The following is a 17,639-nucleotide window of genomic DNA, read 5'->3' as shown; positions in this document are numbered from 1 at the left end:
AGAATTTCCCGGTGTGGGCGGATGCTTGAGGCAGCCGCCCACACCGGCATGTGAGGGTCGAAGGGATAGGGGGAAAGGATGGATTGGGGGCACGAGTTGATGGCCAGCCTGATGTGGCTCGGCAAGTCGTTTATCATCAGTCTGCTCGGGATGGCGGGCGTGGTCGCCGCGCTCGGGCGGTACACGGTGTGGGGGAGACAATTCCGGCAGATATCGGCCACTTATTTTGCGCCGCGTGTCAGCCTGGTGCCGCTGCTCTGGCTGGCGGCCATCGTGTTCATGACGCTGTTCGCCGTGCGCATGAACATTCTGTTCTCCTTCTGGTACAACGGCTTCTACAGCGCCATGCAAAGTCTCGATGCGGCGGCATTCTGGCGGATGCTCGGCGTTTTCAGCATTCTGGCGACGGTGCATGTGGCGCGGGCGCTGCTGAGCTTTTTCTTGCAACAGTCGTTCCAGATTCGCTGGCGTACCTGGCTGACCAACAAGTTGATCGAGCGCTGGCTGGGCAAGCAGTCCTACTATCGCAGCCAGTTCGTCCCAGCCAGCGCGGATAACCCGGATCAGCGGATCCAGCAGGACGTCGAGAGTTTCGTGTCCAGCACGCTTACGCTTTCGATGGGGCTGCTCGACGCGGTTGTTTCGCTTTTTGCTTTCACGCTCATTCTCTGGAATCTTTCGGGCGTGCTGGAGGTTTTCGGCTGGGAGATTCCGCGGGCGATGGTGTTCTGCGTGTATCTCTACGTGATCATCGCCACGGTCTTCGCGTTGAAGATCGGCCGCCCGTTGATCGAACTGAACTTCCTCAACGAGAAACTGGGTGCCAATTTCCGCTATGCGCTGATGCGCCTGCGTGAATACGGCGAGAGCGTTGCCTTCTTCCGCGGCGAGCGCGTCGAACGGGTCGCCCTGATGCGGCGCTTCCGCGACCTGATCGCCAATGTCTGGGCAATCATCTTCCGCTCGCTCAAGTTCCAGGGGTTCAACCTGGCTGTCAGCCAGGCGGCGGTTGTTTTTCCGTTCATCGTCCAGGCGCCGCGTTTGCTGAGCAAGCAGATCACCCTCGGCGACGTGATGCAGACCGCCGAGTCGTTCAGCCAGGTGCAGAACGCCCTGTCGTTCATACGTACGTCTTACGACAATTTTGCCGGCTACCGCGCCGTCATCAACCGGTTGGCGGGCTTTTTCGAATCGATGGAAACGGCGCGGCAACTGCCGAGCGCGCGGGTCGAGCCGGATGAGATGGGCTTCGCCGTTAACTCGCTGACGGTGCGCAAGCCCAGCGGCGAGTTGCTGATCGAGGATCTGACCCTCGGCGTTGCGGGGCCGGCGGCGATCCTGATTCGCGGCAGGTCGGGGATCGGCAAGACGACGCTGTTGCGTGCCTTGGCCGGCCTGTGGCCGTATGCCGAGGGGACGATCCAGCGGCCGTCCGGGAAGTTGGCGCTGTTTCTGCCGCAAAAGCCCTACCTGCCGCTCGGCACCTTGCGCTCGGCGCTGTACTACCCCGCGCCGGCGAGGCACGATGCGGATGCGGGCGAAGTCCTGCGCCGCTGCCATCTCGGCCATCTCTCCAACGCGCTGGACACCGAGGATGACTGGTCGCATCGCCTCTCGCTGGGCGAGCAGCAGCGCCTGGCGATCGGGCGCGTTCTGCTCAACCGGCCGCGCATCGTGTTCCTCGACGAAGCCAGCTCGGCGATGGACGAGGGGCTGGAGCACGCGATGTACGCCCTGTTGCGGGAATCGCTGCCGGAGACGATCCTGGTCAGCGTGGGTCACCGCAGCACGCTCGTCGAGTTCCACACGCAGGAGCTCGAACTGCTCGGCGGCGGAGGCTGGCAGGTGCGCGAACTTGCCGCGCCCATTGCCGTCTGAACTACAGATCCCCGATAACCTGGCCATTTCAGGAACCTAAGAATGTATTCGCTTCCGCCCGTAACGCAGGCGCTCATCGTCGCCAACGTCGCAATATTCTTCCTTGATTCACTGGCCGGACGGTCGATCAGCATGCTTTTCGCGCTGTGGCCGATCGGCCCGCACTTCATGCCCTGGCAGATCGTTTCCTACGCCTTCCTGCACGGCGGACTGGCGCACCTGATGTTCAACATGTACGGCCTGTACATGTTCGGCGGCGATGTCGAACGCGTGTGGGGCGCGCGTCGCTACCTGACGTTCTATTTCGTTTGCGCCATCGCGGCGGCAATCGCGCAGCTCGTTGTGTCGACGCTCTCCGGCGCGTACTACCCCACCGTCGGCGCGTCCGGTGCGCTGTTCGGCCTGCTGCTCGCCTTCGCCCGTTGTTTCCCGTATCGCGTGGTGATGCCGCTGTTTCCGCCGATCCCGATGCGCGCGCCGGTGTTCGTCATGGTCTTCGGCGCGCTCGAACTGCTGCTCGGCGTGAGCGGGACGCAATCGGGCGTCGCCCATTTTGCCCACCTCGGCGGGCTGGCCGGCGGCTATCTGTATCTGCGTTTCAACCGGCGCTGGCGATAGGGAAATGCGGAAGAATTCGTCACCCCGGCGAAGGCCGGGGTCCAGTTCGTTGAATTTTGCGGATTCCGGCCTTCGCCGGAATGACGAATATGTAATAAATCAGCATTCCCCCCGGGTTCAGGTCGCCAGCTTGCGGCCGAGCTGGCTTTCGACCGAGGCGATCTTCGACTTCATCCGGCTTTCCGTGCCGGCGCGGTAGTCGATCTTGATCTGCGTGTTGATGCGCGGGCAATCGTCCTTCAGCGCCTCGAAGCAGCGTGTCACCACGCCCATGACCTCGGCCCATTCGCCCTCGATGATCGTGCTCATCGGGGTGAGCTGATAGGTCAGGCCACTCTTGTCGATGATGTCGAGGATGCGGGCGACGTAGCGGCTCTTGCTTTCGCCCTCGGTGGTTGGAAACATCGTGAATTCGAGCATGACCATGATGAGATCTCCTGTGGCTATCGATGTATGAAAAAGGACGACAGGATTTTCTCACGGAGGATGGCCGGGGCTGGAAGGGCGGTACATAAATTCAGGAAATTTGCACGGCAAGCCGGCCAGCATTCAGGGATACTATCGGTTGCCGCGCTTGCCGCATCGTGCACGCCGGCCGGTGGGAGCGAAAACTGTTACAACGGTGAGGAGGGGCAATGCCTGTCGGTGATCTGCCATACGTCGGGGTGGAGCAGCTCGAGGTCGGCATGTATGTGTATATCGACCTGAAGTGGTTCCAGCATCCGTTCGCCTTCAACAATTTCAAGATCAAGGACGCGGAGCAGATTGCGACGATCCGCGGGCTCGGGCTAAAAAAAGTGCGCTTTGATCCGGCGCGCAGCGACAGCAAGCCGAAGGCGCGTTGGGCTGAGCAGTCGGCGGCTGCGGTCGTTGCCGACGAGCCGGTATTGAAGGAGCATCCGGCGCTGGCCGCCAAGCGGGCGTTGATCGAGAAGATCAAGGTGCAGCGCGAAGCTGCGGCGCGCATCGAGCACGCGTTCGTCGATACGGCGAAGACGATCCGCGACGTCGAGAAGAATCTGCTGAGCGATCCGGAAAAGACCGTCGCCCAGGCCAGCAAGCTGGTTGGGCAGATCGCCGATTCGATCCTGTCGGCGCCCGAGCTGGCGATTCATGTCATGGGCGACAAGATCGGTGGCGAGGAACTGTATTTTCATTCGCTGAACGTGACGATGCTCTCGCTGATGGTCGCGCGGGAAATCCGCCTGCCGCAGGAGGCCGTGCAGCCGCTCGGCATGGGCGCGTTGTTCCACGACGTCGGGCGGCGGGAGATTCCCGACAAGATCCTGATGAAGATGGAGCCGCTGACCCAGGCCGAGCAGAACCTTTACGAGATGCATTGCCAGTACGGCATCGACCTCGGCCGCAAGCTCGGCTTTACGCCGGCCGTGCTGTCGATCATCGGCGAGCACCATGAACTCTTCGACGGCAGTGGTTATCCGAAAAGGCTCAAGGGCGAGGCGATCAGCCTGCTGGCGCGCATCGTGGCGATCGCCAACTACTACGACAAGCTGTGCAATCCGGTGAACATCCTCAACGCGCTGACGCCGCATGAGGCGCTGGCGAACATGTTCGCCAAGTTGCGCACCAAGTTCGACTCCCGGCTGCTGCAGGTCTTCGTCCGCTGCCTCGGGGTGTATCCGCCGGGAAGCGTTGTCCAGCTTTCCAACGGAGTCGTCGGAATGGTCGCCACGATCAACACGGCCAAGCCGATGAAGCCGATGGTGGTGGTCTACGACGCGGAAATTCCGAAGGAAGAAGCCTTGCTGGTCGATCTGGAGACCGAGGCTGACGTCAATATTGCCAAGGCGCTGCGGCCGGGCCAACTGCCGCGGGAAATCTATACCTACCTCAATCCGCGCAAGCAGGTCAGCTACTACTTCGACGCCAGTGCGGCGAACAAGGAGCCGGCCAAGCCATGAGTGCCGGAAGCAATTTCAATAGCCTTGACCGCCTGCTGCTCGACAACACCGAGCAGATGATTTTCCTCGTCGAGCCGGAAAGCCTGCGCATCGTCGATGCCAACCGGGTTGCCGCGCAGACGCTGGGCTACGCTCCACAGCAGCTGCTGGAAATGAGCATTCTCGACATCGAGAGCGCGCTGCAGGACATCTTTTACTGGGAAGAGGTCCGGAGCGGGCAGATTGCCCCCATCGAGTCGCAGGAAGCGCTCTACCTCTGTGCCGACGGCTCGATGCGCGCGGCGGCGAAGAGCATCCGCGTGCTTGAGCAGGGGGGCAAGCGCTGGCTGATGGTGCAGGCGCGCGAGATCGGTGACGAACTGCGCATCGAGGACACCCTCGCGCGGACCACCTCGCAGTTGCGCGCGACGCTTGAATCGACCGGCAACGGCATTCTGGTCATCGACTGGCAGGGCAAGATCGCCAGTATGAACCGGCTGTTCAGTGCGATGTGGCAGGTGCCGGAGGACTTGCTGCTGAACCAGCGCGACGACGAGATTCTCGAATTCGTTGCCGCCTCGGTGGCCGAGTCCGAGCACGTTCGGCTGCGCCTGCACGAGATCGTCGAGGGGACCGAGACCGACGATATCCTGCACCTTCTCGACGGGCGGGTGTTCCAGTGCAAATCGCTGCCGCAATACCTCGAGGAGCGGATCATCGGCCGCGTCTTCGGCTTCAACAACATCACCGAGCGCATCCGCATCGAGCAGGCGTTGATCGCCGCGCGCGAGCGGGCCGAACTGGCCAATCAGGCCAAGGCGGACTTTCTGGCGATGATGTCGCACGAAATCCGCACGCCGATGAACGGGGTCATGGGCATGACCGGCCTGCTGCTCGATACGCCGCTTGCGCCGGAGCAGAAGCGCTACCTCGATATCATCCGTTCGAGCTCCGAGGCGCTGCTGGCGATCATCAACGACATCCTGGACTTTTCCAAGATCGAGGCGCGGAAGCTGGCGCTCGAAGCGGTCGATTTCAGTCTCTGGGACTTGCTGGAAGACCTGGCCGACCTGTATGCCCTGCGTGCGGCGGACAAGGGGCTGGAGTATGTCTGGAGCGCCGACCCCGACGTGCCGGAACGGCTGTCCGGCGATTCCGGACGGATTCGCCAGGTGCTGACCAACATCGTCGGCAATTCGATCAAGTTCACCCATGCCGGCTCGATTTCGCTGAACCTCAGCCGGCTGCCCGACCGCGACGGGCGCGTCGTTCTCCTGTTCGAGGTGGCCGATACGGGCATCGGCATCGCCGAGGACAACCTCGGCAAGATCTTCGCGCCCTTCGAGCAGGGCGACTCGACGACGACGCGCAAGTACGGCGGGACAGGCCTCGGGCTGGCGATTTCGCGGCAACTCGTCGAACTGATGGGCGGCGAAATGTCGGTGTCCAGCCAGGAGGGACGCGGCACGGTGTTCAGTTTCACGATTGCGCTGGCAAGGCCCGCTGCCGGGCCGATGGGGGCGCTTTCGCCGGTGCCGGAGGCTTGGCGCGGGCGGCGCGTGCTGGCGGTCGAGGGGAACGCCATCGCCCTGGCCGGACAGGTGTCGCTGCTGCATCACTGGGGGCTGGATTCCGAAGGCGCGCTCGATGCGGAGAGCGCGGCCGGACACATCATGTCGGCGGTGTCCGAGGGGCGTCCGTTCCGCTGCGTCGCGGTCGCCGAGTCGCTGCTGTTCGATGCCGGCTCGGGGCAACCGCTGCTGCCGCTGGAAACGCTGAAAGCCTCTGGCGCTACGTTGATTCGCTGCCTGCCAGCGGGATTCCGTGGCGAGGCGCGGCCGGCCGAGGGCGCCGGCACGGTGCTGTTTCTGCACAAGCCGGTTCGCCGCGCCGGCCTGCGCAATGTACTGCAGGAGGCGTTCGGCGAAGTTGCACCTGCTCCGGAAAAGATGGCTTCTCCCGCCGGGGCGAGCGGCGCTGATGCAGGATGGCAGCGCGACAAGCGTCTGCTGGTCGTCGAGGACAACGCGATCAACATGACCGTGATGCGCGGCGTGTTGGGCAAGCTCGGCTACACGCAGATCGACAAGGCGCGCGATGGCGTCGAAGCCGTCGACATGGCGGCCCGGGCCGGTTACGACCTGATCCTGATGGATTGCCAGATGCCGCGCATGGACGGCTACGAAGCGACGCGGCAACTCCGCAGCCTCGGGGTGCGCAGCCCGATCGTGGCGATGACCGCGCATGCGCTGAGTGGCGACCGCGAGAAATGCCTTGAGGCCGGTATGGATGACTATTTAACCAAACCGGTGGTCATTGATGCACTGGCGGCGTGCCTCGAACGCTGGCTTCAGGACGGACGGCTTGCGGAGGACCCTGTGCCGGTCGGAGCCGTCGCCGCGTCAGTGGCCGTGTCGGGGGTGGAGGCCTTCCACCATGCCGACTTCCTCAAATTGATGATGGGCGACGAGGTGCTGGCCGAGACACTGGTGAAGATGTTCGTCGCCAACATGCCGGGCGATATCGCCCGGCTCAAGGAGGCGATCGCGCAGGGCGACGCCGAGGCAATTCGTTCAAGGGCGCATTTCGTCAAGGGTGCGGCGGCCAACATGTGCGCTTCCCGCATCAACGCTGCGGCCTTTGCCATCGAACGCGCCGGGGCGGGGGCAGACCTCGAACGGGCGCGGCAATTGCTGCCCGAACTCGATCGCGCCTGGCAGGCGTTTATCGGCCAGCCTGCGGTGGTTCGATGCCTGGAGTCGTCTGTGCCTCGTTAGCTGCTGGCTGACGAATCGGCAGCGTAATCCGGAAGGTCGTGCCTTGCCCGGGTTTGCTGTCGACCTCGATCCGGCCGTTGTGCTTGCGAATGATGCCGTGGGTGATCGACAGGCCCAGCCCGGTGCCGGTGCCGACCGGCTTGGTGGTGAAGAAGGGATCGAAGATCCGGTTGAGGATCTGCGGCGGAATGCCGGCGCCGGTGTCGGCGATCTCGATGCAGACGTCGTTGCCCGTCCGGCGCGTGCGCAAGGTGATGACTCCGTGCGTTTCAATGGCCTGGGCGGCGTTGACCAGAAGGTTCATGAAGACCTGGTTCAGTTGCGAGGGAATGCACTCGATCTCGGGAATGCTGCCGTAGTCCTTGACTACCTCGGCCTTGTACTTCAGTTCGTTCCAGACCACGTTGAGCGTGCTTTCCAGGCCGGTCTCGATGTTGGCCCACTGCATTTCCGTTTCGCTGACGTGCGAGAAATCCTTCAGATTCTGCACGATGCGTTTGACGCGCTGCAGGCCGCCGACCGATTCGGCGAGAAGGTCGCTGATATCCTCGCGCAGGTAGGCGAGGTCGCCTTCTTCCTTGAGTACGTTCAGTGCGTCGCGTGTCTCCGGGGACAGTTCCTGCTCGTGCTTCTCGTAGGCGTTGATCAGGCGGAGCAGGGTGGCGATGTATTGCTGCAGGGCGCCGAGGTTGGAATTGATGTAGCCCACCGGGTTATTGATCTCGTGCGCGACGCCGGCGGCCAGTTGGCCGATCGAGGCCATTTTCTCGGATTGCAGCAGCTGGTTGTGCGCGTCCTCCAGCCGCTCGATGAGGATGCGCTGCTCGGCTTTTTCCCGCTGCAAGGCCTTTTCGGCGCGCTTTCGTTCCTCCAGTTGCTCGCGCAATGCTTCAGTCAGCGCGGCGACCTGGCGCGTCAGGCGCAGTTCCTCGGTCGTCTTGCGATCGCGCACGCATTTGCCGATGGCGTCGGCCAGCAGGTGCATGTCCACCGGCTTGGAGATGTAGCGCTCGACACCGAGCGCCAGCGCCTGCCGCAGGCTGCCGTTGTCTCGGTCGGCGGTGATGACGATGATCTGGGCGTCCGGATCTTCCGCCTTGATCGCCTTGCTCATCATCAGGCCGTCCATGCGCGGCATGAAGATGTCGGTGACGACCACGTCCGGCCGCCACTGCCGCCATTTCGCCAGTCCTTCCTCGCCATCGCTGGCAACCTGGATCTCCGCGACGAAGCGTCCGGCGAGGTGCTGCATCTGGGTGCGCAGGATCGGGTCGTCGTCAACGACCAGGACGCGGGCCTGGATCAGGCGGTTGCCACCGTTTTCCTCGGTCATGACGCAGGGCTACCGCGAATAATCGTCGAGCAGCGATTCATCGAGCAGGATCGATCCGTCCGGACCCCAGGTGACTTGCGTGATTCCCGGCTCGATCGCTTCCAGGCGCTTGCGCTCTATTTCCTCGGGCGAGATCGCGCCGGCCGCCAGGCGAACCTGATCGGCGAGCCGCTGGTTCTCCAGCGTCAGTTCGCGCAGCGTCAGCACCTGGCCGAGCGTGGCGATCAGTTCGTAATCGTTCCACGGTTTCGAGATGAAGCGGGAGATGCCCGCCTCGTTGATTGCGCTGATCAGGCCGTTCAGGTCGGCGTAGCCGGAAAGGATCAACCGGGCCGCGTCGGGCTGGATCTCGCGGATCGCCTTGAGCAGCTGGACGCCGTTCATCTGCGGCATGCGGTAGTCGGAGAGGACGAGGGCGTAGGCGGTCGTCCGGGCTTTCTCCAGCGCTTCCAGAGGTGAACTGAAATACTCGACCTGCAACTTCTGGCCGACGTCGCCGATGGTGCAGGGCGTGAGGATCAGCAGGCGGCGCAGCGCCTTGAGGATCGATTCGTCGTCATCGACGATCAGGATGCGGGTCATTGCTTTTTTTCCTCCGGAGGGGGCGTGCGGATGTAGATCGGCGCGGTGTGGTTTTCGCGGCGCGCGTAGTCCTGGATCTGCCGGATGAGCGAGGCGTCGAGAATGTAGTCTGAGGACAGCAGCAGCACGCCTTCGCGGCTTATCAGGTCACGAGAAAGGACCATGCCGACCTTGAGGTCGGCGTGGGAAACCGGTTTTTCGAGGACAATTTCCTTTTTCACGGCGCCGAGCATTTCCATGAATGCGTCGACCAACTGCGGGTCGTAGCGCTTGCCGCGCGACTGCACCAGCAACGCCTGAGCCTCCTCGGGCGACATGCGCCGCTCCGCAAGCGCGCCGCTCTGCAGGCCGTCGTAGTCATTGGCGATGCTGAGGATGCGCGCGCCCAGCGGAATGTTTTCGCCGGCGAGCCCGTCCGGATAGCCTTGCCCATCGAAGCGTTCGTGGTGGGCGCGAACGATTTGCGCCGCCTGCTTCAACTCCTCCAGCGGCATCAGTGCCGCCGCGCCGGTTGCGGCGTGCTTGCGGTAGAACACCAGATCATCGCCACTTATCCGCGATACCGGGCGGCTGAGCAGTGAGTCGGTAAAGCCGATCTTGCCGATGTCGTGCAGCAGCGCGGCGAAGAAGATGTCCTGCTGGTCCTTGGGCTCGATGCCGGCGTGTTTGGCCAGTCGGCGCGCCAGATCGGCGACCCGGCGGGAGTGGCCGGCCATCGCCCCGGCGCGTAATTCGATCAATCCCGTGAACATCTTGATCGAGGTCAGGAAGTTCTGCTTCAGGCGCTCGTTCGCCAGGTTGAGAAAGTCGTTGATCTGCGCGATTTCTGCCGTGCGCTGCCTGACCTTGTCTTCCAGATTGGCGTTGAGGTCCTTGAGTTCCTCGTTCTGCGCCTGCGAGAGCGCGAGCAGGCGGGCATTCTCGTGGGTCAGGCGCTGCCGTTCCAGCGCGTCGCGGACGATCAGCACCAGGTCGTCGTCGTTCCACGGCTTGGCGATGTAACGGTAGATTTCGCCGCGATTGATCGCGTCGATCGTCGAGGTGACGTCGGAGTAGCCGGTGAGCAATAGCCGGACCGTATCCGGCCAGCGTGCCCGCACCTGTTCGAGAAAGCGCGCGCCGTCCATCTCCGGCATGCGCATGTCCGAGATCACCAGATCGACGTGCTCGTGTTCGAGAATTTCCAGACCGGCCTTGCCGCTTTCGGCAGTGTGGATCGTGTAGCCGCTTTTTCGCAGCAGACGGCGCAGGGCGGAAAGAATGCTCGGTTCGTCATCGACGAGCAGGAGCGTGGCTGCTGCCGCTTCGGTGGTTTCGTTCATTTCGCTGTCTCGGCTGTTTGACCGTTCTTGGTGAGCGTTGAGGTCGCAAGGATCTCCCCGCGTTCGAATAATGGCCCCTGTGCTGCGTAAGTATATGTGGAACCGGTGAGGGATTCGAGTGTGCCGGCGCGAATTCCGGGTGGGGGCGGCGAGCCTTCCTTGGTTATACTGGCGCGATATCGGGGGAAGAAAGGCATATTCGTGGGGGGAGTCCTGAGGAGGGCCTGGGGCGGCGTGCTGCTCGTTCTGCTGGCAGTGGCGCCAGTGTGGGGCTATGCGCGGACGATCCGGGTGGTCAGCGACGACAATTTCCCGCCCTATGTCTTTCGCGGGGACGATGGCGAGGCAAAGGGCTATCTGGTCGACCTCTGGAAACTGTGGGAAGAAAAGACCGGCAACACCGTCCAGTTGACCCTCACCCACTGGGCCGATGCGCAGAAGATGCTGCTCGCCGGCCAGGCCGACATCATCGACGCCATCTACCGGACCCCGGCGCGTGAAGCGAGTTACGAGTTTTCGTTGCCCTACGTGCAGTTGCCGGTGGCGCTCTTCGCGCACAAGTCGATCAGCGGCATCGACGGCGTCGCTTCGCTGCGCGGATTCCAGGTCGGCGTGCAGGACGGCGATGCCTGCATCGACAAGCTGGAAGAGCATGGCATCCGCTCGCTGGTTCGCTACCGCAACTACAGTGAAATGATCGCGGCGGCCCGCGCGCAACAGGTCCGGCTGTTCTGCTTCGACGAATATCCCGGCAACTACTACCTCTACCGTGAACGCGCCGACGCCGAGTTCGTCAAGGCCTTCGAACTCTATCGCGGCGAATTTCACCGGGCCTCGCGGAAGGGCGAGTACGCGCTGCTGGCTGAGGTCGAGCGGGGCATGGCGCTGATCGGCGACGAGGAAAAAGCGCGCTTGCACGACAAGTGGCTGGGCAGTTCCCTCGAACGATTCCCTTACGCGCGCGTTCTGCTCATCGTGCTGGCCTCCGCCGTCGTGCTGGGCACCGTGATGTCGATCTGGGTCCGGCTCCTGCGGCGTTCCGTCCGGCGCAAGACGAAGGCGCTCGAGCGCGAGACGGCCAACCTGCAAACGCTGATCCAGAACATTCCCGATCTGGTATGGGTCAAGAATTGCAATGGCGACTATTTCTTTTGCAACGCCCCGTTTGGCCGACTGATCGGTGATACGCCCGCCAATGTCGTCGGCAGAAACGACTTCGACTACTTCAGCCGCGAACAGGCCGCCTTCTTTGTCGAGAAAGACCGGCAGGCGCTGGCGGCCGGGACACCGCGGCGCAACGAGGAGTGGCTCGTCTTCGCCGACGACGAGAGCAAGACACCGCGCCTGTTCGAGACGACCAAGACCGCCGTCAGGGATTCCCGCGGCGAAGTGCTCGGCGTACTCGGTATCGCCCGCGATATCCATGACCGCCATGCGGCCGAACTGCTGCAGAAGCGTGCCGCGCGCGCGTTGAAATTGCTCAGCGACAGCAATTACATCCTGGCTCGCGCGGATTCCGAATCGGCGTTGCTGGAAGATGTTTGCCGGCTGATCGTTGATTCGGATCGCTATATGCTCGCCTGGGTCGGTTTTGCCGAGCAGGACGCCGAGCAGCGCGTCGCCGTTGCCGCGCAATGGGGCGACGAGGGCTATCTCGACGGGCTGGCGATTTCGTGGGGCGAGGCATCGCCGACCGGGCAAGGACCGACCGGCAGGTGCATCCGCACCGGCGAGGCGCAGACCAACTGCGATTTTGGCGACGCACCCGAAATGTCTCCGTGGCGTTCGGCGGCGGCCGAGCACGGTTTTCGTTCCAGTGTTGCCTTGCCCTTGGCGACCGCCGACCTCGGCGTGTTCGGGGCATTGAACATTTATTCCGGTGAGGCTGGTGCATTCCTGGCCGACGAAATCACCTTGCTCGGCGAACTGGCGCGCAACCTGGCTTTCGGCATCGAGAAGCTGCGCGACCGGAAGCGGCGATTCGCCGCCGAGTTGGCCACCGAGGCAAAGAGTGCGTTCGTGGCGAACATGAGCCATGAAATCCGCACGCCGATCAACGCGATTCTCGGCATGTTGTATCTGACATTGAAAAGCGAGTTGCCGCCGGCGCAGCGCAGCCATCTGCTGAAGGCGCAGGGCGCCGCGCACCAGCTGCTCGGGATCGTCAACGACATCCTGGATTTCTCGAAGATCGAGGCCGGCAAGATCAGTCTGGAATTGATCGAGTTCGGCCTCGACGGGGTGGTCGAACAGTTGAGCGACGCCGTCGCCTACCACGCCGAGCAGAAGGGAATCGAGTTCCTGGTGCGATACGACGTTGCGATTCCGCCGGTGCTGATCGGCGACCCGCTGCGCCTGCGCCAGATCTTGCTCAACTTGTGCGGCAACGCGGTCAAATTCACCGAGGCGGGGCAGGTGGAACTGGCCTTCCGCTGCCTGGAAATGCGCGATGCGGATCTCGTGCTGACCATGCAGGTCGACGTGCGCGACTCCGGCGTCGGTATCGACCCCGAGGCACAGGCGGCGCTGTTCCAGAAATTCACCCAGGCCGACGAATCGATGACGCGGCGATTCGGCGGTACCGGCCTCGGGCTGGCGATCTGTCGCAACCTGGTTGAACTGATGGGCGGGCGGATCTGGATCGAATCCTCCCGGCCGGGCGAGGGGACGACGATCTGCTTCACCGTCCAGTTGGGGGCCGCCCGGCACGCGCTGGCCGGGCGCGGCGGCCTGCTCGAACAAGCCGGGGCGATGCTGGCCGGCCTACGTGTCCTGGTCGTCGACGACAACGCGGTGTCCCGCGAAATCCTCGGCGAGATGCTGCGTCACTTCCGCGTCGACTACGGGTTGGCCGGCGATGCGGCGAGCGCGCTGGTCGCCCTCGAAAATGCCGGCGAGCGTCCTTACGATCTTGTATTGCTGGATTGGCGGATGCCCGGCATGACCGGCGATGAAGCCACCCGGCGGATTCGCGACAGTTCGGCTATCTCGCGGCAGCCGAGGGTGGTGATGGTCAGCGCCTACGGGCGCGAGGATGCAATGCATATGGCTGAGCAGGCCGGCGTCGATGGCTTCGTCGTGAAGCCCGTCTCGCCGTCCTCGCTGCTCGACGGCCTGCTCTCCGCGCTGGGGCGCGGGCGCGTTCTCGGTGCCGATGAAACAGCCGCTGCGGCCGGCGATTCAGGCAAGGCAGGTCGCCAGCCGCTGGCCGGTCTGCATGTCCTGCTGGTCGAGGACAACGAAATCAACCGCGACTTCGCCAGCGAACTGCTTGGTAGCGAGGGCATTCGGGTCGATACGGCCTTCGACGGCCAGGCGGCCGTCGAACGCGTGCAGAGCGCGAACTACGACGCCGTGCTGATGGACATCCAGATGCCGGTGATGAACGGTCTCGAAGCCGCGCGGCGAATTCGTGCCCTGGCGGCCGAACCGGGCGGCGAACGTTTCGCAACCCTGCCGATCATCGCGATGACCGCGCTGGCGATGAGCCACGACGTGGACAACAGCCTCGCGGCGGGGATGAACGATCACGTGACCAAGCCGATCGATCCGGATCTGCTGATGGCCGTTCTCGCCAAGTGGGTGCCAGCACGCGGCGAGGCCGGGAGCGCGTCGGCTGCGGCGGAAACGGCCGGGATCGCTGGAGACGATGCGCTGCCCGAGCTTGCCAGCATTGACGTTCGAGAAGGCGTCAGGCGCATCGGCGGCAAGGCTGATACCTATCTCCGGCAGTTGCGACGTTTTCGCGAGCACCATGCCGATGCCGCGGACAAGCTTCGCGGGCAGGTGGCGAACAACGACCTGCGTGGGGCCGAGGAGACTTGTCACATTCTCAAGGGCGTGACCGGAAATCTCGGTGCCGTGGCGCTATTCGACAAGGTGGCTGCAGTTGACACTTCGCTGAAGGCGGGTGAAGCGCCGCCCGCTGGCGATCTGGATGCGATCCAGGCGCTGCTGATCGACGTGCTGCAGGATATTGACCGTCTGACCTTGCGTCTGGAAGCGGCACCCAGGGCGGCCGGTGCGCCGCTCAGTGCCCGGCAGGTGTTCGACCGCCTGGAGAACCTGCGCCTGGCGCTGGATTACGATCTCGGGCAGGCCGAGCCGTTGCTGGCCGAGCTGCGCGCTGGAGTCGCCGCCACGCCGTGGCGCGGTGAGATCGCGGCGCTGGCTGCCCGGATCGATGTGTTCGATGTTGATGGCGCCCGCGCCGCGTTGCTGCAGTTGCAGCAAAAGCTGAAGCAGACCAAGGGAGAGGGTTTCTGAATGAACGGTATGAATGGAAATGTGGCGGAGCGCCCCCGCATCCTTGCGGTTGACGATGTCGCCGAAAACCTGCACGCGCTGGTGGCTGTCCTGCGCGACAGCTACGCCATCGCCGCGGCAACGAGCGGCGAGAAGGCACTCGAACTGGCGCAGCGCCATCCGCAACCGGATCTGATACTGCTTGACGTGAAGATGCCGGGGATGGACGGTTTCTCAGTGCTGTCGCATCTGAAGTCGAATCCGATCACCGCGGCGATTCCGGTCATCTTCGTTACCGCACTCACCGACGCGGTCGACGAGGCGCGCGGTCTGGAACTGGGAGTGTCGGACTACATCACCAAGCCGATCAATCCCGAACTGCTGCACATGCGTATCAAGACGCAGCTCGAATTGCGCAGCCACCGGCGCAATCCGGCGCTTTTCGACGCGATGGCAGCGACGGATCCGGATCGCCGGCCGACGCTGCTGATCGTCGATGACATCGCGGACAACATCCACACCCTGCTCGGCGCACTCAAGGACTCGTACAGCATCCGGGTAGCCAGTTCGGGGACGGCCGCCATGGCCATGGTCAATGGCGATACGCCGCCGGACCTGGTCCTGCTCGACATCGTGATGCCCGGGATGGACGGCTACGAGGTGTGCCGGCGGATCAAGGCGTCGCCGGCCGGCAACCGCATTCCGGTAATCTTCGTCACCGTTGTCGACGCGGTGCCGGAAAAAGTCAAAGGGTTCGAAGTCGGCGGAGCCGACTACATCACCAAGCCGTTCGACATCGACGAGGTGCGGGCGCGTGTCCGCAACCAGCTGGAACTGGCGCGCCTGCGCAGCGTGCTGGAGCAGCAGGTGGCGCAGCGCAGCGCGCTGCTCGAAAAGAGCGAGGAGAAATACCACATCCTCGCCGAGTATTCGCCGAACTGGGAGTACTGGACGGCGCCCGACGGCACCTTCCTCTACGTCTCGCCGGCCTGTACCGACGTCTCGGGCTATTCCGCCGAGGACTTTTTCGCCGATCCGGGGCTGATGGAAAAGATCATCCATCACGACGACCAGGCGGCGTGGACGGCGCATGGACCTTCGGCCCGGCCGGCCGACCAGATTCCGGTGATCTTCCGGATCCGGACCCGGGACGGGCGGGAGCGCTGGCTCGAGCACATCTGCCGGCCGGTGGTCGATCCGAAGGGGCGCGCCCTCGGCCTGCGCGGGTCGCATCGCGATATTTCGGAGCGCCGCTACGTCGAGGAACGGCTCGATTTCTTCACCAACCGCGATACGCTGACCGGGCTGCCGAACCGCTCGTTGTTCCGCGAGCTGCTCGGCTATGCATTGCAGTCGTCGGAAACCGATCGCTCGGGTTTCGCGTTGCTGTTCGTCGATCTCGACAACTTCACGGCGATCAACGAGAGCCTTGGCCACAAGGCCGGCGACCAGGTGCTCATCGAGGCCGGCAAGCGCCTGCGCAACGTGTTGCCGCAGGTCGACGCGATTGCCCGCGTCAGCGCCGACGAGTTCACCATCATCGTGGAGCCGGGCGGCGAGATGCCTCCCGTCGATTTTGTGGCTCAGACCGTCATCGACGAGTTGTCCAAACCCTTCCTGATCGACGGCAACCCCGTCTATGTCGGCGCCTGCATCGGCGTGGCGATGTGTCCGCAAAATGGCACCGACACAGAAACGCTGCTGAGCAACGCCGAGGCTGCGTTGCATCAGGCACAGTCGCGCGGGCGGGGCGAGCTGCAATTCTTCTCAGCGGAAATGAGCCGCCGTGCCAAGGACCGCCTGTCGCTGGACGCCGACTTGCGCCGGGCTGTCGAACGCGGCGAACTGCTGCTGCATTACCAGCCGCAGTCAGACCTGGTCAGCGGCAAGATCGTCGGCGTCGAGGCGCTGGTGCGCTGGAATCATCCGGTGCGCGGGCTGGTTTCACCGGCCGAGTTCATCCCGCTGGCGGAGGAGAGCGGTTGCATCGTCGCACTCGGCGACTGGGTGTTGCACACGGCCTGTCAGCAATTCAAGACCTGGCAGGACACGGGTTACGCGCTCAAGCACATCGCCGTCAACGTCTCGACGGTACAGCTTGGCCGCGGGCACCTCGTCGATACGGTGAAAACGGCGCTCGATACGTCGGGAATCGATCCGAAGCAGCTTGAACTCGAGATCACCGAGAGCTGTGTCATGGTCGATCATGGAACATCGTTCAAGGAGATCGCCGCGCTCAAGGCGCTCGGCGTGCGGCTGTCGATCGACGACTTCGGCACCGGCTATTCGTCGATGGCCTACCTGCAGGAACTCAATGCCAACCAGTTGAAGATCGACCTGCGCTTCATCCGCGACATCACCCAGAACAGCGCCAACGCGTCGATCGTCAAGGCCATCGTCGCACTGGGGCACAGTCTGGGGCTGGAAGTCCTGGCCGAAGGGGTGGAAGATGCCGGGCAGGCGCGCTTCCTGCGTTCGCTGCACTGCGACGCGATGCAGGGCTACCTGTTGAGCAAGCCGCTTTCCGGCGAGGAACTGTCCGCGTTCATGGCCAGCTACGGGCCGATGCGCCTGCCCACCGAAGACGAATCGTTGTCGACGATCCTGCTGGTCGATGACGAGGCCAGCATCCTCGCCTCGCTGCGGCGCGTGCTGCGCGGAGAAAACTACCGCATTCTCACCGCGGGCAGCGGCGAAGAGGCGCTGAAGCTGCTGGCGTTGCACCCGGTCGGCGTTGTTCTCAGTGACCAGCGCATGCCGGGGATGAGCGGCAGCGAATTGCTGGCGCAGATCCGCGTGATGTACCCGAAGACGGTGCGCATGGTGCTTTCCGGCTACACCGGACTGGACAGCCTGACCGAGGCGATCAACCGCGGCGAGATCTCGCGCTTCCTGACCAAGCCCTGGCAGAACGAGGAGATCATCGACGCCGTACGCGATGCCTTCCGGCGCTATGCCCAGGCCGTCGGCAGCGAGAACTAGG

Annotated in this window: 10 protein-coding genes; 6 read left to right on the top strand and 4 right to left on the bottom strand. The window is 63.6% G+C overall.

Annotated elements, in window-relative coordinates; genetic code table 11:
• Positions 1-78 precede the first annotated feature (78 nt).
• Together BO74_RS06045 and BO74_RS06040 are read left to right on the top strand one after the other, a co-directional pair.
• On the top strand, positions 79-1,878 hold the full coding sequence (locus BO74_RS06045) for an ABC transporter ATP-binding protein/permease (RefSeq protein WP_496440812.1): 1,800 nt from the start codon (positions 79-81) through the stop codon (positions 1,876-1,878).
• A gap of 42 nt (positions 1,879-1,920) precedes the next feature.
• Positions 1,921-2,496: a rhomboid family intramembrane serine protease gene (locus BO74_RS06040; protein ID WP_496440811.1), complete on the top strand. Its 576-nt coding sequence runs from the start codon at positions 1,921-1,923 to the stop codon at positions 2,494-2,496.
• Between the two features lie 117 nt (positions 2,497-2,613).
• Here BO74_RS06040 and BO74_RS06035 read toward each other — a convergent pair whose 3' ends face one another.
• Entirely contained in the window at positions 2,614-2,922 is a 309-nt protein-coding gene (locus BO74_RS06035) for an MTH1187 family thiamine-binding protein (RefSeq protein ID WP_496440809.1), read from the bottom strand.
• A 209-nt stretch (positions 2,923-3,131) separates the two neighbouring features.
• Here BO74_RS06035 and BO74_RS06030 point away from each other — a divergent pair, with 209 nt between their 5' ends.
• Together BO74_RS06030 and BO74_RS06025 are read left to right on the top strand one after the other, a co-directional pair.
• The gene (locus BO74_RS06030; RefSeq protein ID WP_496440807.1) at positions 3,132-4,418 is read left to right on the top strand and encodes an HD-GYP domain-containing protein; all 1,287 of its coding nucleotides are present in this window, start codon (positions 3,132-3,134) and stop codon (positions 4,416-4,418) included.
• Positions 4,415-7,174: an ATP-binding protein gene (locus BO74_RS06025; protein WP_496440806.1), complete on the top strand. Its 2,760-nt coding sequence runs from the start codon at positions 4,415-4,417 to the stop codon at positions 7,172-7,174. The genes BO74_RS06030 and BO74_RS06025 overlap by 4 nt, the downstream gene beginning before the upstream one ends.
• Here BO74_RS06025 and BO74_RS06020 read toward each other — a convergent pair.
• The 3 genes from BO74_RS06020 to nosR are packed head-to-tail and all read right to left on the bottom strand — an operon-like array spanning position 7,122 to position 10,411.
• Positions 7,122-8,507 (bottom strand): ATP-binding protein, encoded by a 1,386-nt coding sequence (locus BO74_RS06020; protein ID WP_496440805.1) that lies wholly within the window; start codon positions 8,505-8,507, stop codon positions 7,122-7,124. The two genes, BO74_RS06025 and BO74_RS06020, sit on opposite strands and share 53 nt — an antisense overlap.
• 9 nt (positions 8,508-8,516) lie before the next feature.
• Entirely contained in the window at positions 8,517-9,089 is a 573-nt protein-coding gene (locus BO74_RS06015; protein WP_496440804.1) for a response regulator, read from the bottom strand.
• Positions 9,086-10,411: a response regulator c-di-GMP phosphodiesterase, NosR family gene (nosR, locus tag BO74_RS06010; RefSeq protein ID WP_496440803.1), complete on the bottom strand. Its 1,326-nt coding sequence runs from the start codon at positions 10,409-10,411 to the stop codon at positions 9,086-9,088. Before nosR ends, BO74_RS06015 begins: the two co-directional genes overlap by 4 nt.
• A gap of 234 nt (positions 10,412-10,645) precedes the next feature.
• Between nosR and BO74_RS06005 the strand changes: the two genes are divergently transcribed.
• Together BO74_RS06005 and BO74_RS06000 are read left to right on the top strand one after the other, a co-directional pair.
• Complete coding sequence (locus tag BO74_RS06005) at positions 10,646-14,677, top strand: response regulator (protein WP_496440802.1); 4,032 nt, start codon at positions 10,646-10,648, stop codon at positions 14,675-14,677.
• On the top strand, positions 14,678-17,638 hold the full coding sequence (locus BO74_RS06000) for an EAL domain-containing protein (protein WP_496440800.1): 2,961 nt from the start codon (positions 14,678-14,680) through the stop codon (positions 17,636-17,638). It abuts the gene before it with no gap.
• The last annotated feature ends 1 nt before the right edge of the window (position 17,639 follow it).

It is taken from the genome of Propionivibrio pelophilus DSM 12018 (assembly GCF_059569095.1).
This window is presented reverse-complemented; position numbering and strand designations above follow the sequence as displayed.